22 protein-coding genes are annotated in these 25,147 nt (G+C 63.4%); 18 read left to right on the top strand and 4 right to left on the bottom strand.

The features are described from left to right. The first annotated feature begins 22 nt into the window (after positions 1–22). From pepP to gcvP, 9 genes are all read left to right on the top strand, one after another. Positions 23–1,357: a Xaa-Pro aminopeptidase gene (gene pepP / locus ABRP30_RS26950; RefSeq protein ID WP_241805485.1), complete on the top strand. Its 1,335-nt coding sequence runs from the start codon at positions 23–25 to the stop codon at positions 1,355–1,357. After that, positions 1,354–2,553 carry a 2-octaprenyl-6-methoxyphenyl hydroxylase gene (gene ubiH / locus ABRP30_RS26945; RefSeq protein WP_267819563.1) on the top strand — a complete coding sequence of 400 codons (1,200 nt, stop codon included), beginning with the start codon at positions 1,354–1,356 and terminating at the stop codon, positions 2,551–2,553. The genes pepP and ubiH overlap by 4 nt, the downstream gene beginning before the upstream one ends. Then, complete coding sequence (locus ABRP30_RS26940; protein WP_241805487.1) at positions 2,550–3,032, top strand: DUF4442 domain-containing protein; 483 nt, start codon at positions 2,550–2,552, stop codon at positions 3,030–3,032. The genes ubiH and ABRP30_RS26940 overlap by 4 nt, the downstream gene beginning before the upstream one ends. A gap of 9 nt (positions 3,033–3,041) precedes the next feature. Further along, on the top strand, positions 3,042–4,259 hold the full coding sequence (locus tag ABRP30_RS26935) for a 2-octaprenyl-3-methyl-6-methoxy-1,4-benzoquinol hydroxylase (RefSeq protein WP_349976029.1): 1,218 nt from the start codon (positions 3,042–3,044) through the stop codon (positions 4,257–4,259). A 155-nt stretch (positions 4,260–4,414) separates the two neighbouring features. Further along, a complete protein-coding gene (locus ABRP30_RS26930; protein WP_267819559.1) occupies positions 4,415–5,416 on the top strand; it encodes an extracellular solute-binding protein in 1,002 nt (333 codons plus the stop codon). 90 nt (positions 5,417–5,506) lie between these two features. Beyond that, a complete protein-coding gene (locus ABRP30_RS26925; protein ID WP_349976015.1) occupies positions 5,507–7,129 on the top strand; it encodes an iron ABC transporter permease in 1,623 nt (540 codons plus the stop codon). Positions 7,130–7,252: 123 nt separating this feature from the next. Next, complete coding sequence (gene gcvT, locus ABRP30_RS26920; RefSeq protein WP_267819555.1) at positions 7,253–8,335, top strand: glycine cleavage system aminomethyltransferase GcvT; 1,083 nt, start codon at positions 7,253–7,255, stop codon at positions 8,333–8,335. A 47-nt stretch (positions 8,336–8,382) separates the two neighbouring features. Then, complete coding sequence (gcvH, locus tag ABRP30_RS26915) at positions 8,383–8,766, top strand: glycine cleavage system protein GcvH (protein WP_267819553.1); 384 nt, start codon at positions 8,383–8,385, stop codon at positions 8,764–8,766. A 131-nt stretch (positions 8,767–8,897) separates the two neighbouring features. Further along, positions 8,898–11,771, top strand: coding sequence for an aminomethyl-transferring glycine dehydrogenase (gcvP, locus tag ABRP30_RS26910; protein ID WP_349976014.1), 2,874 nt, complete (start codon positions 8,898–8,900; stop codon positions 11,769–11,771). Between the two features lie 34 nt (positions 11,772–11,805). Here the strand turns inward: gcvP and ABRP30_RS26905 are convergent, their stop codons facing one another. Continuing rightward, positions 11,806–12,120, bottom strand: a complete 315-nt coding sequence (locus tag ABRP30_RS26905) for a DUF2388 domain-containing protein (protein ID WP_267819549.1) — start codon at positions 12,118–12,120, stop codon at positions 11,806–11,808. Positions 12,121–12,209: 89 nt separating this feature from the next. Beyond that, on the bottom strand, positions 12,210–13,895 hold the full coding sequence (locus tag ABRP30_RS26900; protein ID WP_349976013.1) for a GspE/PulE family protein: 1,686 nt from the start codon (positions 13,893–13,895) through the stop codon (positions 12,210–12,212). Positions 13,896–14,093: 198 nt separating this feature from the next. On the opposite strand from ABRP30_RS26900, the gene ABRP30_RS26895 reads away from it, so the two are divergent. The 8 genes from ABRP30_RS26895 to ABRP30_RS26860 all read left to right on the top strand — a co-directional run bounded on the left by ABRP30_RS26895 (position 14,094) and on the right by ABRP30_RS26860 (position 21,322). Further along, entirely contained in the window at positions 14,094–14,843 is a 750-nt protein-coding gene (locus ABRP30_RS26895; protein WP_349976012.1) for a GntR family transcriptional regulator, read from the top strand. Continuing rightward, positions 14,840–16,564 (top strand): fumarate reductase/succinate dehydrogenase flavoprotein subunit, encoded by a 1,725-nt coding sequence (locus ABRP30_RS26890; protein ID WP_349976011.1) that lies wholly within the window; start codon positions 14,840–14,842, stop codon positions 16,562–16,564. The genes ABRP30_RS26895 and ABRP30_RS26890 overlap by 4 nt, the downstream gene beginning before the upstream one ends. 69 nt (positions 16,565–16,633) lie before the next feature. Then, positions 16,634–16,879: a ferredoxin family protein gene (locus tag ABRP30_RS26885; RefSeq protein WP_267819540.1), complete on the top strand. Its 246-nt coding sequence runs from the start codon at positions 16,634–16,636 to the stop codon at positions 16,877–16,879. Between the two features lie 120 nt (positions 16,880–16,999). Beyond that, complete coding sequence (locus ABRP30_RS26880) at positions 17,000–18,406, top strand: ABC transporter substrate-binding protein (protein ID WP_267819538.1); 1,407 nt, start codon at positions 17,000–17,002, stop codon at positions 18,404–18,406. Between the two features lie 15 nt (positions 18,407–18,421). Further along, positions 18,422–19,207, top strand: a complete 786-nt coding sequence (locus ABRP30_RS26875; RefSeq protein WP_349976010.1) for an ABC transporter permease — start codon at positions 18,422–18,424, stop codon at positions 19,205–19,207. Then, positions 19,204–20,061: an ABC transporter ATP-binding protein gene (locus ABRP30_RS26870; RefSeq protein ID WP_267819534.1), complete on the top strand. Its 858-nt coding sequence runs from the start codon at positions 19,204–19,206 to the stop codon at positions 20,059–20,061. The genes ABRP30_RS26875 and ABRP30_RS26870 overlap by 4 nt, the downstream gene beginning before the upstream one ends. Next, positions 20,058–21,023, top strand: coding sequence for a HEAT repeat domain-containing protein (locus ABRP30_RS26865; RefSeq protein ID WP_349976009.1), 966 nt, complete (start codon positions 20,058–20,060; stop codon positions 21,021–21,023). The genes ABRP30_RS26870 and ABRP30_RS26865 overlap by 4 nt, the downstream gene beginning before the upstream one ends. After that, positions 21,023–21,322, top strand: coding sequence for a gamma-butyrobetaine hydroxylase-like domain-containing protein (locus ABRP30_RS26860; protein WP_349976008.1), 300 nt, complete (start codon positions 21,023–21,025; stop codon positions 21,320–21,322). Before ABRP30_RS26865 ends, ABRP30_RS26860 begins: the two co-directional genes overlap by 1 nt. A gap of 5 nt (positions 21,323–21,327) precedes the next feature. Here ABRP30_RS26860 and ABRP30_RS26855 read toward each other — a convergent pair whose 3' ends face one another. Both ABRP30_RS26855 and ABRP30_RS26850 read right to left on the bottom strand, forming a co-directional pair. Next, a complete protein-coding gene (locus ABRP30_RS26855; RefSeq protein WP_267819528.1) occupies positions 21,328–22,191 on the bottom strand; it encodes an ABC transporter ATP-binding protein in 864 nt (287 codons plus the stop codon). Continuing rightward, entirely contained in the window at positions 22,188–23,774 is a 1,587-nt protein-coding gene (locus ABRP30_RS26850; RefSeq protein WP_349976007.1) for an ABC transporter permease, read from the bottom strand. Before ABRP30_RS26850 ends, ABRP30_RS26855 begins: the two co-directional genes overlap by 4 nt. Before the next feature lie 298 nt (positions 23,775–24,072). Between ABRP30_RS26850 and ABRP30_RS26845 the strand changes: the two genes are divergently transcribed. Further along, entirely contained in the window at positions 24,073–25,116 is a 1,044-nt protein-coding gene (locus ABRP30_RS26845) for an ABC transporter substrate-binding protein (protein WP_267819525.1), read from the top strand. Positions 25,117–25,147: the final 31 nt, after the last annotated feature.

Genomic DNA, 25,147 nt, shown 5'->3' with positions numbered 1-25,147 from the left:
TCAACCGGGGGTAGTCCTGCCCATGAGCCGCATACCCAAGGCCGAATATGCCCGTCGGCGCAAGGCGCTGATGGCGCAGATGGTCCCCAACAGCATTGCCATCCTGCCGGCTGCCGCGGTCGCCATTCGTAACCGCGATGTCGAACACGTGTACCGCCAGGACAGCGATTTCCAGTACCTGAGCGGCTTCCCGGAGCCGGAGGCGGTGATTGCGCTGATCCCGGGGCGCGAGCATGGCGAGTACGTACTGTTCTGCCGCGAGCGTAATCCCGAGCGTGAGCTATGGGACGGCCTGCGGGCCGGCCAGGAAGGTGCCATCCGCGACTTTGGCGCGGACGATGCCTTCCCGATCACCGACATCGACGAGATCCTCCCAGGCCTCATCGAAGGTCGCGAACGGGTCTACAGCGCCATGGGCAGCAACCCCGAGTTCGACCGCCGGCTGATGGACTGGATCAACGTGATCCGCTCCAAGGCGCGCCTTGGCGCCCAGCCTCCCAACGAGTTCGTTGCCCTGGATCATCTGCTGCACGACATGCGTCTGTATAAATCAGCGGCGGAAGTGAAAGTGATGCGCGCCGCTGCAGACATTTCCGCACGCGCACATGTGCGGGCCATGCAGGCCTGCCGGGCAGGGCTGCACGAGTACAGCCTGGAAGCCGAGCTGGACTACGAATTCCGTAAGGGTGGGGCAAGAATGCCAGCCTACGGGTCGATCGTCGCGGCTGGCCGCAATGGCTGTATCCTGCACTATCAAGAAAACAATGCCGCGCTCAAGGACGGTGACCTGGTGCTGATCGACGCCGGTTGCGAAATCGATTGCTATGCCAGCGACATCACCCGCACCTTCCCGGTCAGTGGGCGTTTTTCGCCTGAGCAGAAGGCCATTTATGAACTGGTGCTCAAGGCCCAGGCCGCTGCCTTCGCCGAAATTGCTCCCGGCAAGCACTGGAACCACGCCCATGAAGCGACCGTGCGGGTGATCACCGAAGGGCTGGTGGAGTTGGGGTTGCTCAAGGGCAAGGTGCAGGCGCTGATCGAAAGTGAAGCGTACCGCGCCTTCTACATGCACCGTGCCGGGCACTGGCTCGGCATGGATGTGCACGATGTGGGCGAGTACAAGGTCGGCGGCCAGTGGCGAGTGCTGGAGCCCGGCATGGCGCTGACCGTCGAACCGGGTATCTACATTGCCGCCGACAATCAGCAGGTCGCGAAGAAATGGCGTGGCATCGGCGTAAGGATCGAGGACGACGTGGTGGTGACCAGGCAAGGTTGTGAAATTCTGACGTCGGGCGTGCCCCGGACGGTCGCCGAGATCGAGGCGCTGATGCTGGCGGCACGTAAGGACGCGGCATGAATCGAGTCAACCTGGCGATCATTGGTGGCGGCCTGGTCGGCGCCAGCCTGGCGCTGGCCCTGCAGGCTGGCGCCAAGGCGCGTGGCTGGAAGATCCTGCTGATCGAGCCGTTCGCCCCGGGCGACAGCTTCCAGCCCAGCTATGATGCACGCTCCTCTGCGCTATCGTTCGGTACCCGGCAGATCTATCAGCACCTGGGCATGTGGCAAGCGATCAGCCCGCGCGCCGAGCCGATCCGGCAAATTCAGGTCTCCGACCGTGGGCGCTTTGGCTGCACCCGCCTGGATGCGCTGGAGGAGGGTGTGCCAGCGTTGGGCTACGTGGTCGAGAACGCCTGGCTTGGCCAGTGCCTTTGGCAAGGGCTGGACAGTGAGGTGGTGAGCTGGCGCTGCCCGGCCGAAGTGAAGGCGATGCAGGCTGTTGCCGGTGGTTATCGCTTGCAGCTGGACGATGACACCAGCCTGGAGTGCGACCTGGCAGTGCTGGCCGACGGTGGCCGCTCGGGCTTGCGCGAGCAGTTGGGCATCCATGTGCGCCGCACGCCGTACGAGCAGAGCGCGCTGATCGCCAACATCACCCCAGGCGAATCCCATCGCGGGCAAGCCTTCGAGCGTTTTACCGAGCAAGGCCCCATGGCACTGCTGCCGCTGCCCGAGAATCGCTGTGCGTTGGTCTGGACCCGTCAGGGTATGGACGCCAAGCGCCTGGCCGAGATCGACGAGCGCAGCTTCCTGCGCGAGCTTCAGGATGTATTCGGCTATCGCCTCGGCGCCCTGCGCCAGGTCGGCGCACGGCATCTTTACCCGCTGGCACTGGTCGAAGCCCAGGAGCAGGTGCGCCCTCATCTGGTTGTATTAGGCAATGCCGCGCACAGCCTGCACCCCATTGCCGGGCAGGGCTTCAACCTGTCGCTGCGTGACGTGCAGTCGCTGGCCGATGCGCTGCTGGCCGGCCCGCAGCAGCCAGGCGATCTGGCCACCCTGCAGGCGTACCATCGACGCCAGCAACTCGATCAGGCCATGACCATCGGTTTTTCCGACCAGGTCACCCGCCTGTTCGGCAGCAACCAGCCATTGTTGGCCGCTGGGCGCAACATCGGTTTGCTTGGGCTCGACTTGCTGCCGCCGGCAAGAAGCTGGTTCGCCCGCCAGGCCATGGGCTTGGGCACCCGCCCTGATCCGCGGGGTCAGGCATGAGCAACCCGCGCAAGCTGGCGCGCCGGGCGCGCATGTTGCGCTGGCTGCTGAACCTTTACCCACCGTACCTGGGTGCTGGCATTCGCATTCAGCACATCAGCCCAGACATGCGCAGTGTCAGGGTGCGCATGAAGTTGACGCGCTGGAACCGCAACTACGTCGGTACCCAGTTTGGCGGTAGCTTGTATTCGATGGTCGATCCGTTCTACATGCTGATGCTGATCGAACTGCTGGGCCGTGAGTACATTGTCTGGGACAAGGCTGCCAGCATTGATTTCATCACACCCGGCAAAGGCCCGGTGTACGCCGATTTCCACATCGAAGACGCCCTGCTGGATGAGATCCGCCAGCAGACCGCCGGCGGCAAGAAATACCTGCCACGTTTGCAGGTCGATGTCCGTGACGGTGCCGGCGAGCTGGTGGCGCGGGTCGATAAAACCCTATACGTGCGGCTAAAGCCGCAAGCGAGGCAGGCGTAAGGCATGGAAATGCGCGCAGATCTGTTGGTTGTCGGTGCTGGTATGGTCGGCAGCGCCTTGGCCTTGGCGTTGCGCCACAGTGGCCTGGAAATACTCCTGCTCGACGGTGGTTCGCTGACGGTGAAGCCGTTTGACAGCGATGCGCCATTCGAGGCGCGGGTCAGCGCCCTCTCGGCGGCCAGCCAGCGCATCCTCGAGCGGTTGGGCGCCTGGGAAGAAATTGCCAAACGGCGTGTTTCGCCCTACTCGGACATGCATGTCTGGGACGGCAGCGGCACTGGGCAGATTCACTTCTCCGCCGCCAGCGTGCACGCGCAGGTGCTTGGCCATATCGTCGAAAACCGGGTGGTGCAGGATGGCCTGCTGGAGCGCCTGCATGACAGCGATATCGGCCTGCTGCCCAACGCCCGCCTGGAGCAGATGCGCCGTTCTGGCGATGAGTGGTTGCTGACCCTGGCCGATGGTCGCCGCCTGCGGGCGCCGCTGGTGGTGGCTGCCGACGGTGCCAATTCGGCGGTGCGGCGCCTGGCCGGCTGCCAGACCCGTGAATGGGATTACCTGCACCACGCCATCGTAACCAGCGTGCGCTGCAGCGCTGCACACCAGGCCACTGCCTGGCAGCGCTTCACCGATGAAGGGCCGCTGGCCTTTTTGCCCTTGTCGCGAGACGGCCAGCAGGGCTGGTGCTCGATCGTATGGTCGACCACGCCCGAGCAGGCCGAGCAGTTGATGGCGCTGGATGATCACGCTTTCCTCAAGGCCTTGGAGCGTGGCTTCGAGGGGCGACTGGGCCAAGTGCTGCACGCCGACCCTCGGGTCTGTGTGCCGTTGCGTCAGCGCCACGCCAAGCGCTACGTGGATGAGGGGCTGGCACTGATCGGTGATGCCGCGCACACCATTCATCCGCTGGCTGGGCAAGGCGTGAACCTGGGCTTTCTCGATGCAGCGGTACTGGCTGAGGTGCTGGCGAAGGCGTGCGAGCGTGGTGAACGGCTGGCCGATGTGAAAGTGCTCAGCCGTTATGAGCGCCGACGCATGCCGCACAACCTGGCGTTGATGGCTGCGATGGAGGGCTTTGAGCGGCTGTTCCAGGCCAACCCGCTGCCGTTGCGCTGGTTGCGTAACAGCGGCCTGAAGCTGGTGCAGCAAATGCCCGAGGCCAAGGCGCTGTTCGTGCGCCAGGCGTTGGGGCTTTCAGGCGACTTGCCGGACCTGGCCAAGCCTTGAGATTGAGGGGCCGCTTTGCGGCCCTTTCGCGACACAGGGCCATTGCTGGAAGCAGCAGGGTACCCTTGCAACATCTGGTAACGGCTGGGTAGGTGAGCCAGAAAATGGGATTCACTACCATTTGCGCCTCTCATACGATTCGAGGAGTGCATCCCATGTTGCCACGCAAGCCCCTACTGGCCGCCCTGGCCCTGACGCTGTTGGGCGGCAACGCCCAGGCGGCGGACGAAGTAGTGGTGTACTCCTCGCGCATCGACGAGCTGATCAAGCCGGTGTTCGACGCCTACACCGCCGAGACCGGCGTCAAGATCAAGTTCATCACCGACAAAGAAGCCCCGCTGATGCAACGCATCAAGGCCGAGGGCGACAACGGGGTGGCCGACCTGCTGCTGACCGTCGATGCCGGTAACCTGTGGCAGGCCGAGCAGATGGGTATCCTGCAGCCCATCGAGTCGACCATCATCGACCAGAACATCCCCGCTCAGTATCGCGCCTCGTCCCATGAATGGACCGGCCTGAGCCTGCGTGCACGGACCATCATCTACTCCACCGAGCGCGTCAAGCCTGAAGAGCTGAGCACCTACGAGGCACTGGCAGACAAGCAGTGGGAAGGGCGCCTGTGCCTGCGCACGGCGAAGAAGGTCTACAACCAGTCGCTGACCGCCACCCTGATCGAGAACCATGGCGAGGCCAAGACCGAACAGATCGTCAAAGGGTGGGTCAACAACCTGTCTACCGACGTGTTCTCTGACGACAACTCGGTTATCCAGGCCATCGAGGCCGGCCAGTGCGATGTGGGGGTGGTGAACACTTACTACTACGGCCGCCTGCACAAGCAGAACCCGGACCTGCCCGTGAAGATCTTCTGGCCTAACCAGGGTGACCGTGGCGTGCACGTCAACCTGTCCGGTATCGGCCTGACCAAGCACGCACCGCATCCGCAAGCGGCCAAGAAGCTGGTGGAGTGGATGACCGGGGAGCAGGCGCAAAAGCTGTTCGCCGACATCAACCAGGAGTTCCCGGCCAATCCGAAGGTCAAGCCATCGGACGAGGTCCAGGCATGGGGCAGCTTCAAGGCTGACAGCATTCCGGTCGAGGTGGCGGGCAAACGCCAGGCCGAGGCCATTCGCTTGATGGATCGGGCTGGCTGGAACTAAGCCCCAGGCTTTATCCTTCTGAGGCCCGCAGGGGCCTCTTCGCGGGGCAAGCCCGCGCAGCGGTTGCCATCTGCCACAGAGACAGTTGCCTTGCCCCACGCTCCTCAACGCCGCTGGTACCTCCCGGTCATCCTGATCGCCGCCCTCGTGCTCCTGCCCTTGAGCGTCTTGCTGCTGTCCTGGCAATCGATCGACGTGCAGATCTGGTCGCACCTGCTCGACACCCAGATGAGCCGCCTGCTCGGCAACACATTGACCTTGGTGGCGGGCGTAGGCGCAGGCGTCACCGTGCTCGGCGTGAGCCTGGCCTGGCTCACCAGCCTTTGCCAGTTCCCCGGCAGGCGCTGGCTGGACTGGGCACTGATGCTGCCGTTTGCCATCCCCGCCTATGTCTTGGCGTTCGTCTTCGTCGGCCTGCTTGATTTCGCCGGCCCCGTGCAGAGCGCCTTGCGTGAAGTGTTCGGGCCCATGCGCCTGCCGCGGGTGCGCTCCACCGGCGGGGTGATTGTGGTACTGGTGCTGGTGTTCTACCCGTATGTCTACCTGCTCGCACGCACGGCATTCCTGGCCCAGGGCAAGGGGCTCATGGAAGCGGCGCGGGTGCTGGGCCTTTCGCCGCTGCAAGCCTTCTGGCGGGTTGCCCTGCCCATGGCGCGGCCGGCCATCGGCGCAGGCATCGCCCTGGCCCTGATGGAGACCTTGGCAGATTTTGGCGCGGTGGCGGTGTTCAATTTCGACACGTTCACCACTGCCATCTACAAGACCTGGTATGGCTTCTTCAGCCTGTCCAGCGCGGCCCAGCTGGCCAGCCTGCTGTTGCTGGCGGTCATGCTGGTGCTGTACGCAGAGCGCCGCGCTCGTGGTGCCTCGCGCAGCGCCAATGAACGCCCTCGGGGTCAGGCCCTCTATCACCTGCGCGGGGTGAAGGCACTGCTGGCCAGTGGCTGGTGCCTGCTGGTATTTGCCTGTGCCTTCGTCATCCCGGTGCTGCAGCTGCTGGTATGGTTCTGGCAGCGTGGGCGGCATGACCTGGACGAGCGCTATTTCGGCCTGGTGCTGCACACCCTGTACCTGGGCGCCATGGCAGCCCTGATCACGGTGTGCGTCGCGCTGGTGCTGGCCTTTGCACGGCGCCAGGCGCCGACTGGCGGCATCCGTGCCGGGGTCGGCCTGGCCAACCTGGGCTATGCCTTGCCCGGCTCTGTGCTGGCGGTTTCGATCATGCTGGCCTTCAGTTACCTGGACAACCACCTGGTGATTCCCCTTTCGACGTGGCTGGGCGGGGCAGGCAAGCCCTTGCTGCTGGGCAGCCTCGCGGCATTGCTGGTGGCCTATCTGGTACGTTTCATCGCCGTGGCCTATGGGCCACTGGAAGGCAGCCTGGAGCGCATTCGCCCGTCGTTGCCCGAGGTTTCACGGAGCCTGGGTGTGGGAGGGGCGAGATTGTTTTTCAAAGTGTATATGCCGCTGCTGGTTCCCGGTGCACTCAGTGCCGCACTGCTGGTGTTCGTCGATGTGCTCAAGGAAATGCCCGCGACATTGCTGATGCGGCCCTTCGGCTGGGATACCCTCGCCGTACGGGTGTTCGAGATGACCAGTGAAGGCGAGTGGGCCCGTGCCTCACTGCCTGCCTTGACCTTGGTGCTGGTTGGCCTGCTGCCGGTCATCGGCCTGATTCGTCGTTCAGCCAGGCGCCCAGGTCACAGTCACTGAGGGTGCCAGCCCGCGCCCATGCGGCTACAATGCGCGGCATTCGCGCGACGGGTCCTACAAGAAGAGCTGACGACCAAACGTCATCGACCGCCGCCGCTTCGCCACGCCCGGAAGGAGAAACCCATGGGACAGCGCACGCTTTTGTACGACTTGCACCTGGCGCTAGGCGCCAAGACAGTCGATTTCGGTGGCTGGGACATGCCCCTGCACTACGGCTCGCAAGTCGAAGAGCACCATCAGGTGCGCAGTGACTGTGGGGTGTTCGATGTTTCCCACATGACCGTGATCGACATCGATGGCACCGATGCCACCGTCTGGCTGCAGCATTTGCTGGCCAACGATGTTGCCCGCCTCGGCAGTGTCGGCAAGGCGTTGTACAGCCCGTTGCTCAACGAGGAGGGCGGGGTGATCGATGACCTGATCGCCTACCGCACGGCAAATGGCTACCGGCTGATCACCAATGCCGCTACCCGCGCCAACGTACTGGCGTGGCTGGAGGCCCACAGTAGCGGCTTTTCGGTCGGGTTCAAGGTGCGCCCTGACCTGGCCATCCTCGCCATCCAAGGGCCCCAGGCCCGCGATAAGGTCGCTGCCTTGCTCAGCGCTGCGCGCGCTGCGCTCATCCGTGAGCTGCGCCCGTTCGAAGGGGTGAGCGAGGGCGACTGGTTCATTGCCCGCACCGGCTATACCGGTGAAGACGGGTTGGAAATCATCCTGCCGGGCCATGAGGCCGTGGCCTTCTTCAACGACCTGGTCGGCGCTGGCATCGCCCCCAGTGGCCTTGGCGCCCGCGACACCTTGCGCCTGGAAGCCGGCATGAACCTGTACGGCCAGGACATCGACGAAGCCCACACCCCGCTTACCTCCAACTTGGGCTGGAGCATCGCCTGGGAGCCGGCCGAGCGCGATTTCATCGGCCGCGCTGGCCTGCTGGCGGAAATCGAGCGCGGCGTACAGGACAAATTGGTCGGCCTGGTGCTGGAGGAGCGCGGTGTTTTGCGCGCCCATCAGGTGGTTCGCGTTGCCGGCATTGGCGAAGGGGAGATCACCAGTGGTAGTTTCTCTCCTACGCTGAGCAAATCCATTGCCCTGGCGCGTGTACCCATGGCCACCGGTGATCGCGCCGAGGTCGAGATCCGCGGCAAGTGGTACCCGGTGCGGGTGGTCAAACCGACCTTCGTGCGTCACGGCAAGATTCTGATCTGAACAATCAACGGCGGGCCGACCGCTGACCCAATCGAGGAATACAAGACATGAGCAATATCCCCGCCGAACTGCGTTTTGCCGAAAGCCACGAGTGGGCGCGCCTGGAAGCCGACGGCACTGTGACCGTGGGCATCAGCGACCACGCTCAAGAGGCCCTGGGTGATGTGGTGTTCGTGGAGCTGGCAGAGGTTGGCAAAGTATTCGCTGCCGGCGATGCGGCTGGCGTGGTCGAGTCGGTCAAGGCCGCTTCGGATATCTATGCCCCGGTGGGTGGCGAGGTGATCGCGGTCAACGAAGAGCTGGCCGACAGCCCGGAGCTGCTCAACGAAGACCCTTACGGCGCCTGGATCTTCAAGCTCAAGCCAAGCGACAAGGCCGAGCTGGACAAGCTCCTGGATGCTGCTGGTTACCGCGCCGCTATCGGCGAGTGATCATTCTGGCCTCATCGCGGCCTTGCCAGCGATGAGGCCGGGACTGGCGAAGCAAGTTTTCCCGCAGTATCGGCAATCCTTCCTAGACTTATAAGTCTCCACGAGGCCTGGTCTAGGAAGAGAGCGTCGTCATGTCCCAGTCGCCGTCCCTGCATCAACTGCAAGAGCTCAGCCCATTCCTGCGTCGTCACCTGGGGCCTGATGCCTCGGAGCAGCAGGCCATGCTCAGTGCCCTGGGCTTGAGCAGCCGCAGCGAGCTGATCGAGCAGACCGTCCCCCCGGATATCCGCTTCAACCGCGCCCTCGACCTGCCCGCCGCCCTGGATGAACAGGCCGCGTTGGCCAAGCTCGCCAGTTATGCCGAGCAGAACCAGGTGTGGACCAGCCTGATCGGCATGGGTTACCACGGCACCGTCACGCCAACCGTCATCCTGCGCAACGTGCTGGAGAACCCCGGCTGGTACACCGCCTATACGCCTTACCAGCCAGAAATCGCCCAAGGCCGGCTGGAAGCCCTGCTCAACTTTCAGCAAATGGTCATCGATCTGAGCGGCCTGGCCCTGGCCAATGCCTCACTGCTCGATGAAGCCACCGCCGCAGCCGAAGCCATGGCCTTGGCCAAACGTGTGGCGCGCAACAAGAGCAATGCTTTCTTTGCCGATGAACACTGCCACCCGCAGACACTGTCGGTGTTGCGAACCCGGGCTGAAGGTTTTGGTTTCGAACTGATCGTCGACGCTGTGGATAACCTTGCCCAGCACCAGGTATTCGGCGCGTTGCTGCAGTACCCGGATACCCATGGGGAAGTGCGTGACCTGCGCCCGCTGATTGACCAGTTGCACGGCCAGCATGCCCTGGCATGCGTGGCGGCAGACCTGTTGAGCCTGGTGCTGCTCACGCCGCCGGGTGAACTTGGTGCAGACGTGGTGCTTGGCTCGACCCAGCGCTTTGGCGTGCCCATGGGCTACGGCGGCCCGCACGCGGCCTATTTTGCCTGCCGTGACGACTACAAGCGGGCGATGCCGGGGCGCATCATCGGTGTGTCGCGTGACGCCCGTGGCAACACCGCCCTGCGAATGGCCCTGCAGACCCGCGAGCAACACATCCGCCGCGAAAAAGCCAACTCCAACATCTGCACGGCCCAGGTACTGCTGGCCAACATCGCCGGTTTCTACGCGGTGTACCACGGCCCTGAAGGCTTGCAGCGCATCGCGCAGCGCGTGCACCGGCTGACCGTCGTGTTGGCTGCCGGCCTTGAGGCCAAGGGCATCAAACGCCTCAACCCGCATTTCTTCGACACCCTTACCCTGGAGGTCGGCGGTGCCCAGGCGGCCATCATCGAAAGTGCGCAAGCGGCGCGCATCAACTTGCGCATTCTGGGCCGCGGCCACCTGGGTGTGAGCCTGGACGAAACGTGCAGCGAAGACACTGTGCTTCGGCTGTTCGACATCTTCCTTGGCGTGGATCACGGTCTTGAGGTCACCGCGCTGGACCAGCAGGCCCTGGCAGGCGGCATTCCCGCCGGGCTGCAACGGCGCACGCCGTTCCTTTCCCACCCTGTGTTCAACCTGCATCACAGCGAAACGCAGATGCTGCGCTACCTCAAGCAGCTGGAGAACAAGGACCTGGCGCTGAACCAATCGATGATCCCGCTGGGTTCCTGCACCATGAAGCTCAACGCCAGCAGCGAAATGATCCCCATTACCTGGCCCGGGTTCGCTCAGCTTCATCCCTTTGCGCCCGAAGCTCAGGTCGTGGGTTACAAAACGATGATCGACGAGTTGGAGCGCTGGCTGTGCGCTCTTACCGGTTTCGACGCCATCTGCATGCAGCCCAACTCGGGTGCCCAGGGCGAATACGCCGGGCTGATGGCAATCACCCGTTACCACCGCAGCCGTCATCAACACCAGCGCACGCTGTGCCTGATCCCTTCGTCGGCCCACGGCACCAACCCTGCTTCGGCGCAGATGGCAGGCATGGACGTGGTGATCGTCGACTGCGATGACCACGGCAACGTTGACCTCGACGACCTCAAGGCCAAGGCCCATGCTGCAGGCGAGCGTCTTTCCTGCCTGATGGTTACCTACCCGTCGACCCATGGTGTGTATGAGGAGGGCATTCGGGAAATCTGTGAAGTCGTTCATAAGCAGGGCGGGCAGGTGTACATGGACGGCGCCAACCTCAATGCCCAGGTCGGCCTCACGCGGCCGGCTGACATTGGCGCCGATGTCTCGCACATGAATCTGCACAAGACGTTCTGCATCCCGCACGGCGGCGGGGGCCCCGGCATGGGGCCGATTGGCATCCGCGCGCACCTCAAGCCGTTCGTCGCCAGTCATCCGGTGGTGCCGGTGCCGGGCCTGGACCCGAACAACAGCGCGGTCAGCGCCGCGCCCTGGGGCAGCGCGAGCATCTTGCCGATCAGCTGGATGTACATCGCCATGATGGGGCCGCAACTGGCCGATGCGAGCGAAGTGGCCATCCTGTCGGCCAACTACCTGGCCAGGCAGCTCGAGGGTGCCTTCCCGGTGCTTTACAGAGGCCGAAACCAGCGGGTGGCGCATGAGTGCATCCTTGACCTGCGGCCGCTCAAGGCCATTACCGGGATAACGGAAGAGGATGTGGCCAAGCGCCTGATGGACTATGGCTTCCATGCCCCCACCATGTCATTCCCGGTTCCTGGGACCTTGATGATCGAACCGACAGAGAGTGAGTCCAAAGCCGAGCTGGACCGGTTCGTCGAAGCCATGCTGGCGATCCGGGCGGAGATTGAAGAGGTACAAGAGGGTCACTGGCCGGCGCAAGACAATCCGCTCAAACATGCCCCGCATACCCTGGCCGATGTGCTGGCGCCGTGGAACCGGCCTTACAGTCTTGAGCAGGCGGTGGCCCCCAGCGCTCACGTGCGCCAGCACAAGTACTGGCCAGCGGTGAACCGGGTCGACAATGTGTACGGGGACAGGAATCTGTTTTGTGCGTGTGTACCGGTGGAGGCGTATCGCTGAGTTGAAGCTGGGGCTGCACGGCAGCCCCAGGGCCTTACTCGGCTATCGCATTCTTCGCCAGGATGGCATTTGCCAGTTCCATGTCGCTGGCTTGCATGCCTGGGTTCTCAGCCCGCACCTGGCGCATTGCCGCCTCCAGGAACGGCCCACGAATAGCTCCTTCACTGGCCACGAAGCTGCCGGCGTCTTCCTGCGCCGCGACGACCAACTTGTGATCTTTGGAGGTCAGGTAGGTCGATCCCGTGGTCGCGCCGGAAGAAATCACGTTGCGCCAGAAGGTATCGGCCATGGCGGAGCCAATGGGCAGCGAAAGCAGGGCAGCGGCGGCGATGGCGGTTGGGAGACGCATGATGAAACACCTCGAAGGGTGAGGGCTGATGGAGCCCGATTTGATTGTGCCTGCGGGGCGCAAGTTCCTCGAAAACAAGGGTTTTTTGCTCACGCGCAGACCCGCAGCACTTCCTCTTGGCAGGTCAGCCCACGGGCCACTTTGGCTTCCCCGCAGCGTTTCAGGTCCAGCAACCCTTCGCTCAACGCCTGTAGCCGCAAGCTGGCAAGGTCCGCCCCAGCGCCTATCCGGGCGCGTAGGTTTTCGCTCGGCACCAGCAGCTCGAACAAGCCCGTTCGGCCATGAAAGCCGGTGCCCCGGCACATCAGGCAAGGCTGGCCGCTGGCCGATGCTGCGCGGCGCTGGCACTCACGGCAAATCAAGCGCACCAAGCGCTGCGCCATCACCCCACCGAGGGAGGCCTTGATCAGGTAATCGGGCACGCCAAGCTCCAACAGGCGGGTAATGGCAGCACAGCTGTCGTCGGTGTGCAGCGTCGAGAGCACCAGGTGCCCGGTAAGGGCAGCTTGCACGGCTACCAGAGCCGTCTCGCGATCACGGATCTCGCCGATCATGATGATGTCCGGGTCTTGGCGTAACAGCGCGCGTACGCCGTTGGCGAAGCTGAGGTCCAGTGTGGGCTGCACCTGCAGTTGATTGAATGCCGGCTCCAGACGTTCGATCGGGTCCTCGATGGTGCACAGGTTGACCTCGGGCGTGGCCAACTGCTTCAGGCTCGCGTAAAGCGTGCTGGTCTTGCCTGAGCCGGTAGGGCCGGTGACCAGCAGGATGCCTTGACGGCGCTGCAGCAGGGCCAGCCACTGGTGCAGTTGTTCACCTTCCAGCCCCAGGCGGTCGAAGTCTTCCTGTAGCTGTTGTGGGTCGAACAACCGCAGCACCAGCTTTTCGCCAAAGGGGGTGGGCAGCGTAGACAGGCGTAGCTCCACTTCGCGGCCACCTGGCAGGCTGCACTTCACGCGGCCATCCTGCGGGCGGCGTTTCTCCGCGACATCCATGCGGCCCAAGTGCTTCAGGCGGCTGACGACCGCCAGGGTGACGCCGGCCGGGAAGGCGTAGACCGTATGCAGGAGGCCGTCTATGCGATAGCGCAAGCGGCCCTGCTCGCGGCGCGGCTCAAGATGGATGTCACTGGCGCGCTGTTCGACAGCGTACTGCAGCAGCCAGTCGACGATGTGCACGATATGCGCGTCATCTGCCGTGGCGTTGCCCAGGCGCTTGTCCTGCTCCAGCAATTGCTCGAGCTCACCGAGGCTTGCCGACTGCTGATGCTGGGCGCCTTGCACCGAGTGGGCAAGGCGAAACAGTGACTGGCCCACCTGGCGCAATTGCAGGGGGCTGGCGAACACGCGGCGGATCGGCTTGCCCAGGCTGCGGGCCAGATCGGTTTGCCAGTCACACTGGTAAGGCTGCGCGCTGGCCACGGTGATGCTCAGGCTGTCGCTGGCCAGGATGAGTATGCCGTGGCGCTGGGCGAACGCTGGCGATATCAGCCCGTTGACCTTGGACAGGTCGAGTTGCAGTGGGTCGATACGTTCATAGGGCTGGCCGACTGTTCTGGCGAGCCATTGGCACAGGCCGTCCAGATCCAGGCGCTGGCCGGGGTGCCGGCGGTCTTGGAGTTCCAGCGCCGCTACGGCTTCGAGCGGATGGCAAGGTGGCCGTGCGTTGGCGTATTCGAGTACTTGCCGGGCGTCGCTGGCGCTCAGGAGCTGGTCGGCTTGCAACGCGCCCAGCACGCGCTTGAGGTCGAGGGATTGATCGTCAGGGTTGTGCATGGCGGCGTCCGTGCCAGGTTATGAGGTCCTCATCAAGGCTAGCCGGGCCCGGCATCCCTGCGCCGATAAAGGATTTCTGGATTTTGCCCGCAAACCTCTCTATGCATATGCAATAACAGTATTTCACCCGTAATTCTTATGCCGGCTATTCTCTGGTCACAACTTGTTATAACAAGTGCACAATCAGTGAAGATAACCATGGCCCAACTGCTCCCACTTTCACCGGTACCGCTCTACACCCAGCTCAAGGAATTGCTGCGCGAGCGCATACTCGACGGCACCTACGCCCCCCACAGCCGCATGCCTTCGGAAAGCGAACTGGGCAAAGCGTTCGACGTCAGCCGCATCACTGTGCGGCAGGCCTTGGGCGACCTGCAGAAGGAGGGCCTGATCTTCAAGATTCACGGCAAAGGCACCTTCGTCGCCAAGCCCAAGGCGTTTCAGAACGTGAGCACCCTGCAAGGTTTGGCCGAATCCATGACGCAGATGGGCTACGAAGTGCTGAACCGGCTGCGCAGCTTTCGCCATGTGCCCGCCAATGCGTTGGTGGCGGCACGCCTGCAGGTCGAGGAAGGCAGCCTTGTGACTGAGATTCGCCGGGTGCGCCTGATCAACCGTGAGCCGGTATCGCTGGAGCTGACCTGGTTACCAAAGGCGGTGGGGGAGAAGCTGGAAAAAGCTGACTTGGTTACCCGCGACATTTTCTTGCTGCTGGAAAACGACTGTGGCATCGCGCTTGGCCATGCTGACCTGGCCATCGATGCGGTTCTGGCCGACAGCGACCTGGCCCAGGCACTGGAAGTGGAAGAGGGGGCGCCGATCATGCGCATCGAGCGCCTCACCCATGCCGCTGATGGCACACCGCTGGACTTCGAACACCTTTACTACCGCGGCGATGCCTTCCAGTACCGCCTGCGCATCGACCGTCAGAAGGGGGGCAAGGCATGAGCATCGAGACCCATGACTACGACATCATCGTCATCGGCGGTGGCACTGCTGGCCCGATGGCCGCCATCAAAGCCAAAGAGCAGGACAGAAGTCTGCGCGTGTTGCTGCTGGACAAGGCCAACGTCAAGCGCAGTGGCGCCATCAGCATGGGCATGGATGGCCTGAACAACGCGATCATCCCTGGGCACGCTACACCCGAGCAGTACACCAAGGAAATTACCATCGCCAATGACGGGATCGTCAACCAGGCCACAGTACATGCCTATGCCACCCACAGCTTCGCAACCATTGAACAGCTCGATCGCTGGGGCGTGAAGTTCGAGAAGGACGAGACTGGCGACTACGCGGTGAAGAAGGTCCATCACATGGGCGCCTACGTGCTGCCCATGCCAGAAGGCCATGACATCAAAAAGGTGCTCTACCGCCAGCTCAAGCGGGCCCGTGTCGAGATCACCAACCGCATGGTTTGCACCCGTGTGTTGCTCGACAGCGAGGGGGCGGCTGGCGGAGTACTCGGGTTCGACTGCCGCACCGGCGAGTTTCGCGTCGTGCGGGCCAAGGCGGTGATCCTTGCCTGCGGTGCTGCCGGGCGCCTGGGCCTGCCGTCTTCGGGATACTTGATGGGGACGTACGAGAACCCCACCAATGCGGGTGATGGATACGCCATGGCCTATCACGCAGGTGCCGAACTGGCCAACCTTGAGTGCTTCCAGATCAACCCATTGATCAAGGACTACAACGGCCCTGCCTGCGCCTACGTGACGGGCCCACTGGGGGGTTATACCGCGAATAGCAAAGGCGAGCGCTTCATCGAGTGCGACTACTGGAGCGGGCAGATGATGTGGGAGTTCCATCAGGAGCTCGAAGGCGGCAATGGCCCGGTGTTCCTCAAACTGGATCACCTGGCAGAGGAGACCATCCAGAACATCGAACATATCCTGCACAGCAACGAGCGCCCCAGCCGTGGCCAGTTCCATGCCGGGCGCGGTACCGACTACCGCCAGCACATGGTCGAGATGCACATCTCCGAGATCGGTTTCTGCTCCGGGCATTCGGCTTCGGGCGTGTGGGTCAACGAGAAGGCCGAGACCAGCGTCAAGGGCCTGTACGCCGCGGGAGACATGGCTGCGGTGCCGCACAACTACATGCTCGGTGCATTCACCTATGGCTGGTTTGCTGGTGTCAATGCCGCGCAGTACGTGGCCGGGCGCGAGCTGGCCGAGGTCGATGCGGCCCAGGTCGAGCGCGAACGTGAACGCGTGTTCGCGCCGTTGCACCGCGAGTACGGCCAGCCGCCAGCGCACGTCGAGTACAAGCTGCGGCGCATGGTCAACGACTATCTGCAGCCCCCCAAGGTGACCAGGAAAATGGAAATCGGCCTGGCGCGCTTCGCCGAAATCGAGCGTGACCTTGACCAGATCAAGGCCAACAACCCTCACGAGTTGATGCGTGCGATGGAGGTGTCGGTGATCCGCGACTGTGCCGAAATGGCCGCCCGCGCTTCGCTGTTCCGCGAAGAAAGCCGCTGGGGGCTTTACCACCATCGGGTCGATTATCCCGAGCGCAACGATGGTCAGTGGTTCTGTCATTGCCACCTGAAAAAGGGCGAGGACGGTGAAATGATCAGTTTCAAGAAAGCCGTCGAACCCTACCTCATTGCATTGGATGCCGAGGAACAGACTGCCTATGACCGGCTACGGGTGAAGGCCGATGCCGCGTGAGTGGGGTGGCGTACAGCGGCCCCGGCGATCAATCACAACGAGGGCCGAAGGCCCCGAGGAATCCGTGAAATGGCCTACCAACCCCAAGAGATTTTCTTTCGCAGCAGCGCCCCGGTGACCATCGATGAAGACAAGTGCATCGCTGAAAAGGGCTGCACCGTGTGCGTTGACGTCTGCCCAATGGACCTGCTGGCCATCAACCCGGCCACCCAGAAGGCCTATATGGCCTTTGATGAATGCTGGTATTGCATGCCCTGCGAAAAAGATTGCCCTACCGGTGCAGTAAAGGTCGACATCCCTTACCTGCTGCGCTGACCCTCTCAGGCCACCCGGCACGCCACCGGACGCCCTCTGCAATGCCCCTCGTTTCCCACCACCACAAGCCTGGTGGCGGAGACGATGCCAATACTTCAAACGATTCGAGGGGAAGCACCCATGCGCCTTGTAGCAAACTTGGCCGGCCTTGCGCTGGCGCTCGCTGGCCTTAACGCCAGTGCCGAGACCATCCGTGTCGCCATCGGCACCCAGGACACTACCATCAACTGCGCCACCGGCGGCTTGCTGATTCGCGAACTTGGCCTGCTGGAGAAGTATCTGCCGCATGATGGCAGGTACAAGGATGCCCAGTACCAGGTCGAGTGGAAGAACTTCACCAGCGGTGCGCCACTGACCAACGAAATGGTCGCAGGCAAGCTCGATTTCGGTGCCATGGCCGACTTCCCTGGCTCGTTCAACGGTGTCGCCCACCTGGATGCAGGCAAACGCAGCCTGTTCATCAGTGTGCTGTCGGGCAGTGTGCACGGCAGCGGCAACGGCATCGTCGTGCCAGCGGCCTCCGCCGTGCAATCGCTGAGCGAACTCAAGGGCAAGACCATTTCTGTGCCGTTTGCCTCCACGGCCCACGGTATGCTGCTGCGCGCCATCGCTGCCCAGGGCTGGGACCCGCACAAAGACGTGCGCATCATCGCCCAGGCCCCCGAGATCGCCGGCTCCGCCTTGCGCAGCAACCGCATCGACGCCCACGCCGACTTCGTGCCGTTCGCCGAACTGTTCCCCAACCGAGGGTTCGCTCGCAAGATCTATGACGGTGCCCAGGCCAACGCGCCGACCTTCCATGGTGCCTTGGTCGATGCCCAATACGCCCGCCAATACCCCGAGGTCGTCACCGCCTACCTGCGTGCCAGCCTTGAGGCTGACCGCCTGATGGCCGCCGAGCCGGAGAAGTACAGTGAGCTGATCGAGAAGGTCACCGGGATTGAAGCCGAGGTCAATTACCTGTTCCATGGGCCGCTGGGCCTGCAAACCCGCGATCTGACCTGGAAGCCCGAGTACCGCAAAGCAGTCGCCACCTCCATCGACACCCTCAAGCTGCTGAAGAAGACCGATCGGGAGCTCGACACCCGCCAGTTCATCGATGACCAATACATCCGCGCCGCCTTCAAGCAGGCGGGTGTGGACTACGACAAGGCGCTGCAGGACTACGATCCGCTGCCGCTCAAGGCTGCTGATGCGCTGACCGGCAAACCGATCACCGATTTCAGCCGCCTGGCGCAGATCTGGGTGCGGGGGGAAGACAAGGTTCGCCACTATGCCTCGCCTGAGGCTGCCCTCGGTGCCCTTGCCCAACTTGAGCAGGAGGGCAAGGACATCCGCGCCATCTACGCCCAGGCCGCCGACAGTGGCATCAAGCTGCTGGCCAACCAGGCCTGGTTCGCGCGCAACGCCAAGGGTGAGCTGGCCGCCTTTCTGCTGAAGGATCAGGCCGAGCGGTACGCCAAGGCTCACGACGCAGAAGTGCTGGACTTCGTCAGCGCCAACCAGAAGCTGGTTGCCCAGCGCTGACCGGGAGGCATGGTAATGACCCCTGAACTCAAACGTTGGCCTCTGCGCCTTGCTTCGCTGCTTGCCTGCCTGTTGTTCTGGCAGGTGGCAGCCAGCGCCAAGCTCGACCTCGGTCTGTTCATCTTCACCTATGTGCCCACCCCCAAAGCGGTGCTGGATGCCGCAGGGCAATTGCTCACCTCCAGTGCCCTGCCGGAGCACCTGGGCAGCAGCCTGTCGCGGGTTTTTGCCGGCTATGGCGTGGCGGCGCTGCTGGGTGTGGCGCTCGGGCTGTTGATCGGCCGTTCGCAATGGGCCGAAGACACGCTGTTGCCGCCTCTTGAGGTGCTGCGGCCAATTCCGGCGGTGGCCTGGATACCGTTGGCGATCCTGATGTTCCCTTCTTCGGAGCTGTCGATGGTATTCATCACCTTTACCGGCGCGCTGTTCCCCATCTTGCTCAATACCGTGCATGGCGTAGAGGCCGTCGACCCGCGCCTGGTGGCCTCGGCGCGTAGTTTGGGCGCCGGGCGCTGGGCGATCCTGCGTGAAGTGATATTGCCTGGTGCGCTGCCCAGTATCGTCACAGGGCTTGCCATCGGCATGGGAACCTCGTGGTTCTGCCTGGTCACTGCCGAGATGATCTCAGGGCAGTTCGGCATTGGCTATTACACCTGGGAGTCATACACCTTACAGAACTACCCGCAGATCATCGTTGGCATGTTGCTGATCGGCGTGCTGGGCATGGGCAGCAGTACACTGGTCAAGCAGCTCGGGGCACTGGCAACGCCTTGGTATCACACGCGCAGGGCCGCCCGATGAACCGCTATCGACAGGCCTTGGAGCCTGGGCGCATCGAAGGGCGCGGCCTGTCCATTCGTCTGGGCCAAGGTGCTGAAGCGTTCGAGGCAGTGCAGCGTCTGGACTTCGCCGTCGCGCCGGGTGAGTTCGTGTGCATCCTTGGGCCTTCCGGTTGTGGCAAATCAACGTTGCTAGGCGCGCTTGCCGGGCACTTGGTCCCCAACAGTGGCTCACTGACAGTGGATGATCAGGCCATCAATGGGCCGTCGCCGCAGCGCGGCATGGTGTTTCAGCATCACACCCTGCTGCCTTGGCGCAGGGTGCTCGACAACGTCGCGTTCGGCCTGAAGATGCAAGGCATGGGCAAGGCCGAGCGCCAGCGTCAGGCGCGCGAGATGCTGCAGCTGGTGGGCCTGGCCGACTTTGCCGGGCGTTGGCCCAGCCAGCTGTCCGGTGGCATGCAGCAGCGCGCTGAAATCGCCCGTGTGCTGATCAATCGTCCGCGCCTGTTACTCATGGACGAACCTTTCGGCGCCCTGGACGCACAAACCCGCTCACGCATGCAGGAACTGTTGCTGGAAGTCTGGGCGCAGATCCGCACCACGGTGGTGTTCGTCACCCATGACATCGATGAAGCCTTGTTCCTCGCCGATCGCATCCTGGTGATGAGCCCGCGCCCTGGGCGTTTCATCGAGGACCTGCCGCTGGACTTCCCGCGGCCACGCCGCGCCAGCGTGTTGACCAGCCCGCAATTCACCCATCTCAAACGTCATTGCCTGGCCTTGCTGCGCCACGAAGAAGGGCGCGAACTGCCGCGCCTGACCCCGTTGGGCCTGCCGGACACCGACCACCCTCCGCTACGGATCGCGCTATGACTGAACGCAACATCGACAACCCGGCCATCATTGCTCTGCTGCCTCGCCTTGAAGACGTCGACGCAGGTGTGCGGCGCATCGCGCTGATCGAACTGGCCGACCTGGAAGACCCTGACGGTTTGCCCTGGCTCACCGATGCGCTGCTGGCCGATGTGGCCGATGAGGTCCGCACCGAAGCCGCGCGGCTGCTCGAAGCGTGGGAAGAGGCAGAGGTGGTCCAGGCGCTATGCGCTGCGTTGGCCGACCCCGCCGAGCCGGTGCGGCTGGCCGCAGCGCAGAGTCTCAGTGAACTCAAGAGCCTGGAAGCCGGGCAACTGATACTGCCCTGGGTCAACCACGCAGCGGCCTTTGTTCGCACCAGCGCCCTGCGTGCGTTGCGTGAGCTGCGCCTGGAGGATGCCGCGGCGCCTGCGCTGCTGGCGCTGGCGGATGACGATGCGGCCGTGCGGCGTGAGGCGGTGGGCATCCTCGGTTGGCTCAAGCATCACCCCGCGCTGCCGGCGCTGGCAAGGCTGGCCGAGGGGGAGCCGGACACGGACGTGCGTCGTGCAGCTATTGGTGCGCTTGGGCTTGCGCGTGACAGCTGCGTGCTGCCTGCGCTGGTGGCAGCGTTGAACGATACGGCCTGGCAAGTGCGTGAAGAAGCCGCGACCACCCTGGGCAAGGTAGGTCAGGCTGAGGCTGGGCCGGCGCTGGTGGATGCACTGGCCGATGGTTTCTGGCAGGTGCGCCTGCGTGCAGCGCGTTCACTGGGCCGCCTGCGCTACGCCGCTGCAGTGGATGCCCTCGGCGAACTGCTCGGCCATGGCATCGCCAACCTGCGCAAGGAGGCGGCCTTGGCCCTCGGCGAACTGGGCCAAGCGCGTGCCTTGCCGATGCTGCAGGCCGCGGAGGCTGATAGCGACCCGGAGGTGCGAAAGGCGGTGCGCATTGCCTTGGCGCAATTGCGCGGGGTGGCGTAATGAACGCGCCGGGTGCAATCAGCAACCTGCGCAGTGCTGGGCAGTTGCTATTGGAGTGGGGGGATGGGGAGCAGAGTATCAGCCATGCTCGCTTGCGCGGTGCATGCCCTTGCTCGCAATGCCGCGCCGCGCGCTTGCTGGGCGGCATTGCGGTGGTTGCCGCCGATGTCCGCATCGAACGGATCGAAACGCAGGGGTATGGCGTGCAGTTGGTATTCAGCGATGGCCATGAGCGGGGGATCTATCCTTGGGCGTACTTGTACGGTCTGTGCAGATACTGCTCCACAGCTACTGCCTGATTCAGTCAGAGCGCAATCAGCTCCGGCCGCAACCCCTCCACCCGCCGCGTTGGCGGCGGCAGGTAACCGCCATCACCGGTGATCAGGTGCAGCACCTGCTCACGCAGCCCATGCAGCGCCACGCCTGTGCGCAGCCGCGGGTGCGGTAGATCAATCTCGACCACCGACTTGATTCGGCCCGGGCGCGGCTCCAGCACCACTACGCGGTCTGCCAGGTAAGTTGCTTCCTCGGCGTCGTGGGTGACCAGCAACGTGGTGATGCCGGCACGTTCGCGGATGGCCAGCAGTTCATCCTGTAACTGCTGGCGGGTCAACGCATCGAGCGCACCGAACGGCTCGTCCAGCAGCAGGATGCGAGGGCTGGCCACCAAGCCTCGGGCGATGGCCACGCGTTGGGCCATGCCACCTGAAAGCTGATGCGGGTAGGCAGACTCGAAGCCGACCAGGCCTACCAGCAGCACGAACTCATGCACGCGGCGGGCACGCTCGCCCTGAGTCAGCTGCTCATTGACCAGCCCCAGGGCGATGTTCTGCTCCACCGTCAGCCACGGGAACAAACGATGCTCCTGGAATACGATGCCACGCTCGCCACCGATGCCGCTCACCGGCTGGCCATCGACACGAATGCTGCCGCTGTAGTCCGTGTCCAGCCCGACCAACAAGCGCAGCAGGGTGGACTTGCCGCATCCGGAGGCGCCGACGATGGCGATGAACTCGCCCTCGTTGATCGATAAATTGAAATTGCGGATGGCTTCCAAGGCGTGTCCATCGACGGTGAAAACCTTACCCACCCCGTCAAAGCTCACCAACGCTGGCGTGGTATCAGGTTGGTTGGCCGCAAGCAGCTGTGAAGTGTTGAAAGCGTTCATGCGGTTCTCCAGCGCGTGGCGCGCAGTTCGAGGCGTTGTCCAAGGTTGCCCAGCAGGGCGCCGACCAGGCCGATCACGAGCATGGCGGCCATGACCTGGTCCATGCGGAACAGCTGTTGTGCGCCTATCATCAGGCTGGCGATGCCGCCGTCTGAAGGCATGAAATATTCAGCCCCGATGGTGCCTAGCCAGGCATAGATCAGCGACAGACGCAGCCCGGCAAAGATGGCCGGAGCAGCGCCGGGCAGCACCAGCAGGCGCAGGCGTTGCCACAGGTTCAGGCGCAGCGTGCGGCCAGCTTCGCCCAGTTGTGGCGAGAGGCTGGCTATACCGCGCTGCGTAGCGATCAGCAGGGGGAAGAATGCTGCCAGGCCGACAAATACATTCTTGGCGCCCTCACCCAGGCCGAACCAGGCCGTCAGCAGCGGCACCCAGGCGAACAACGCCACCTGGCGCAACGCCGAAAGGCTTGGTCCGAACAGGCGCTCGGCGTTGCGTGAAAGCCCCAGCAACAGGCCCCACAGCAACCCCGCACTGCCGCCAAGCACCAAGCCGATCAAGGTGCGCTGCAGGCTCAGCAGCATGGCTTCAGGCAGCGAGCCATCGGCCAGGCCTGTGAATAGCGTGCGCACGACATCCAAGGGCGAGGTCAGAATGTTTTGATCGATCCAGCCGAAGCTGCTGCTCGCCTGCCAGAGCAGCAGGAGGGCCACGGGCAGCAATAGGCTCAGCCAGCCTGTGGGCAGTGGCACACGCTGGTGTTCGCCCGTGGCCGGTTGCGGCCAATACAGCAGGCGCTTCTCCAGCGTCGAAAAGCCTCGGTCCATGAGCCCACCGACCAGTCCGATCACCAGGATGCACAGCAGCACCAGGTCCAGCATGAACAGTTGCCTGCCCCATACCATCAAATAACCGATGCCTTCGCTGGAGGCCAGCAGCTCAACGGCCAGCAACGAGGTCCAGCCGGTAGCCAGAGCCAGGCGTACGCCAGTGAGGAAAGCGGGCAGGGCGGCGGGCAGCAGCAGGCGGAGCAATAGCAGATGAGGCGGCAGGCGCAATGCCGCAGCCGCTTCACGCAGCTTGGGTTGGGCATCGCGTACGCCGACCAGCGTATGCAGGGTCACCGGCACCACCACGGCTTTTACCAGTACGACCAGTTTGAGCAGTTCCCCGATACCGAAAAACAGCATGAACAATGGGATCCACGCCAAGGTAGGGATCTGTGCCAGCGCCACGAAGGTCGGCAGCACCAGCGTCTGCGCATGGCGCGAAGTCCCGAGCCACGCTCCCAGCAGCAAGCCGCTGGCAATTCCCACCAGCAATCCCCAGCACAGCCGCTGCAGACTTATCCACAAATGCCCCCAAAGTTCACCAGAGCCAAATTCCCCGGCGCTTTGCCAGACCAGTGAGGGCGCAGGCAGTACCTGCTCGCTCATCCAGTGCTGCCGGCTCGCCGCCACCCACAACAGTGCGATCAGCATCGGCAACAACACCGCAAGTACGCGGGAGCGGCCTTGGGCCGTGGATGGGCTGTGTAGCGGCCCTCTCCGTCGCCACGCTCCTTTGCTCAGAATTCCATTCATCGGGCCATCTCTCGAAGAGTTTGAAGGTTATTCATTTATGGAATTAAAAATTCACATATGCGTACTTCAAGAGATAAGAGCATGCGCAACTTGCATACGGAAGCCTCATGTCATTGCGTTTTCGTCATATTTTCCATGCGTTTTCCGCAAGCCGTCCGCCAAGCCGCGTACTGCGTGGTTTATGCCTTTGAGCTACTGAAAAATGAGGTTTTGATATTTGTAGCTTCTAACCAGACCTGCCTAGCTTCTGGCCAAAGCGCCGGCCATCGCCGGTGGCAGCCTGCCAAGGAGCCTTGCCATGAAAACCCCGCTGCGCCACCTGACCACCGCCCTCGGGCTGCTCGTTTTGTTCGCCTCCAGCGCTCAAGCAGCCGATTCGGCCAAGCCTGAGAGCATCCGCATCGCCGTGCCCGATCTGAGCGCTGGCAGCAAGCACAGCGCTGGCGGTGTCGTCGATGTGCTGCGTGACCAGCAGCTGCTGGAAAAGGAATTTGCCAAGGACGGTATTCGTATCGACTGGCGGTTCTTCAAGGGTGCCGGGCCGGTGGTCAACGAGGCACTGGCCAATGGGCAGGCCGACTTCGCCTACCTGGGGGACCTGGCCGCGATCGTCGGCAAGGCCAATGGCCTCGACACCCGTGTGCTGGCTGCCGGTGTGCGTGGGGTGAAAAGCTATTTGGGCGTCGTACCAGGGTCGGGCATCAAGACCTTGCACGACCTCAAGGGCAAGCGCGTCGCGGTGTTCCGCGGCACAGCCAACCAGCTGTCGTTTGCCAGCGCCCTCGCCAGCCAAGGGCTGTCTGAGCGCGATTTGAAAGTGATCAACCTCGATTTCAATGCAGCCAACGCCGCGCTCGCCGCCAAGCAGATCGACGCCACTTGGGGCCTTGCCAGCCTGCTTTCGTTGCGTGAGCGCGGCCTGGTCGAGCTACCGGTCAACTCCCGCGACCTGGAAGGCGCCGGTAGCACTCAGGCGGTATTGCTGGGTACCGGCGAGTTCATCGGCAAATACCCCGAGCTGGTTCAGCGGCTGGTCAACGCCCAGCAGCAGGCAACCCGCTGGCTGCGCGACGAACACAACCGCGATGCCTTCGTCGATCTGGTGGCAAGCAATGCAAGCTGGCCGCGCAGCATCCTCAGTGACGACCTGGCCAAGGAAGACCTTGCCCACTACTTCGACCCGCGCCTGGATGCCGACTTCCTCGCCCAGTTGCAACAAGGTGTCGACCTTGCGGCGCGGGAGCGCCTTATCCGCCGCAGCTTCCAGGTAGCTGACTGGGTCGAGCCGCGCTTCCTCGATAGCGCGTTGCAACAGGAACAACCCGTACAAGCCGCCCGCTGAACGCTTGACCCCAACAATGACCGTGAGGACC

Origin of the sequence: Pseudomonas sp. WHRI 8519, assembly GCF_040224055.2 — a bacterium.
Lineage (GTDB): Bacteria > Pseudomonadota > Gammaproteobacteria > Pseudomonadales > Pseudomonadaceae > Aquipseudomonas > Aquipseudomonas putida_X.
Note: the sequence above shows the minus strand (reverse complement) of the source record. Positions and strands in the feature narration are given on the sequence as shown.

Excerpts from the sequence above, each read along its gene's own strand:
- ABRP30_RS26900 (WP_349976013.1), bottom strand. The coding sequence starts at position 13,895 with ATGCACAACCCTGACGATCAATCCCTCGACCTCAAGCGCGTGCTGGGC.
- ABRP30_RS26855 (WP_267819528.1), bottom strand. The coding sequence starts at position 22,191 with ATGAACGCTTTCAACACTTCACAGCTGCTTGCGGCCAACCAACCTGAT.
- ABRP30_RS26875 (WP_349976010.1), top strand. The coding sequence starts at position 18,422 with ATGACCCCTGAACTCAAACGTTGGCCTCTGCGCCTTGCTTCGCTGCTT.
- ABRP30_RS26870 (WP_267819534.1), top strand. The coding sequence starts at position 19,204 with ATGAACCGCTATCGACAGGCCTTGGAGCCTGGGCGCATCGAAGGGCGC.
- ABRP30_RS26885 (WP_267819540.1), top strand. The coding sequence starts at position 16,634 with ATGGCCTACCAACCCCAAGAGATTTTCTTTCGCAGCAGCGCCCCGGTG.
- ABRP30_RS26845 (WP_267819525.1), top strand. The coding sequence starts at position 24,073 with ATGAAAACCCCGCTGCGCCACCTGACCACCGCCCTCGGGCTGCTCGTT.
- ubiH (WP_267819563.1), top strand. The coding sequence starts at position 1,354 with ATGAATCGAGTCAACCTGGCGATCATTGGTGGCGGCCTGGTCGGCGCC.
- ABRP30_RS26930 (WP_267819559.1), top strand. The coding sequence starts at position 4,415 with ATGTTGCCACGCAAGCCCCTACTGGCCGCCCTGGCCCTGACGCTGTTG.
- ABRP30_RS26940 (WP_241805487.1), top strand. The coding sequence starts at position 2,550 with ATGAGCAACCCGCGCAAGCTGGCGCGCCGGGCGCGCATGTTGCGCTGG.
- pepP (WP_241805485.1), top strand. The coding sequence starts at position 23 with ATGAGCCGCATACCCAAGGCCGAATATGCCCGTCGGCGCAAGGCGCTG.
- ABRP30_RS26905 (WP_267819549.1), bottom strand. The coding sequence starts at position 12,120 with ATGCGTCTCCCAACCGCCATCGCCGCCGCTGCCCTGCTTTCGCTGCCC.
- ABRP30_RS26860 (WP_349976008.1), top strand. The coding sequence starts at position 21,023 with ATGAACGCGCCGGGTGCAATCAGCAACCTGCGCAGTGCTGGGCAGTTG.
- gcvH (WP_267819553.1), top strand. The coding sequence starts at position 8,383 with ATGAGCAATATCCCCGCCGAACTGCGTTTTGCCGAAAGCCACGAGTGG.
- ABRP30_RS26890 (WP_349976011.1), top strand. The coding sequence starts at position 14,840 with ATGAGCATCGAGACCCATGACTACGACATCATCGTCATCGGCGGTGGC.
- ABRP30_RS26880 (WP_267819538.1), top strand. The coding sequence starts at position 17,000 with ATGCGCCTTGTAGCAAACTTGGCCGGCCTTGCGCTGGCGCTCGCTGGC.
- ABRP30_RS26895 (WP_349976012.1), top strand. The coding sequence starts at position 14,094 with ATGGCCCAACTGCTCCCACTTTCACCGGTACCGCTCTACACCCAGCTC.
- gcvP (WP_349976014.1), top strand. The coding sequence starts at position 8,898 with ATGTCCCAGTCGCCGTCCCTGCATCAACTGCAAGAGCTCAGCCCATTC.
- ABRP30_RS26850 (WP_349976007.1), bottom strand. The coding sequence starts at position 23,774 with ATGAATGGAATTCTGAGCAAAGGAGCGTGGCGACGGAGAGGGCCGCTA.
- gcvT (WP_267819555.1), top strand. The coding sequence starts at position 7,253 with ATGGGACAGCGCACGCTTTTGTACGACTTGCACCTGGCGCTAGGCGCC.
- ABRP30_RS26865 (WP_349976009.1), top strand. The coding sequence starts at position 20,058 with ATGACTGAACGCAACATCGACAACCCGGCCATCATTGCTCTGCTGCCT.
- ABRP30_RS26935 (WP_349976029.1), top strand. The coding sequence starts at position 3,042 with ATGCGCGCAGATCTGTTGGTTGTCGGTGCTGGTATGGTCGGCAGCGCC.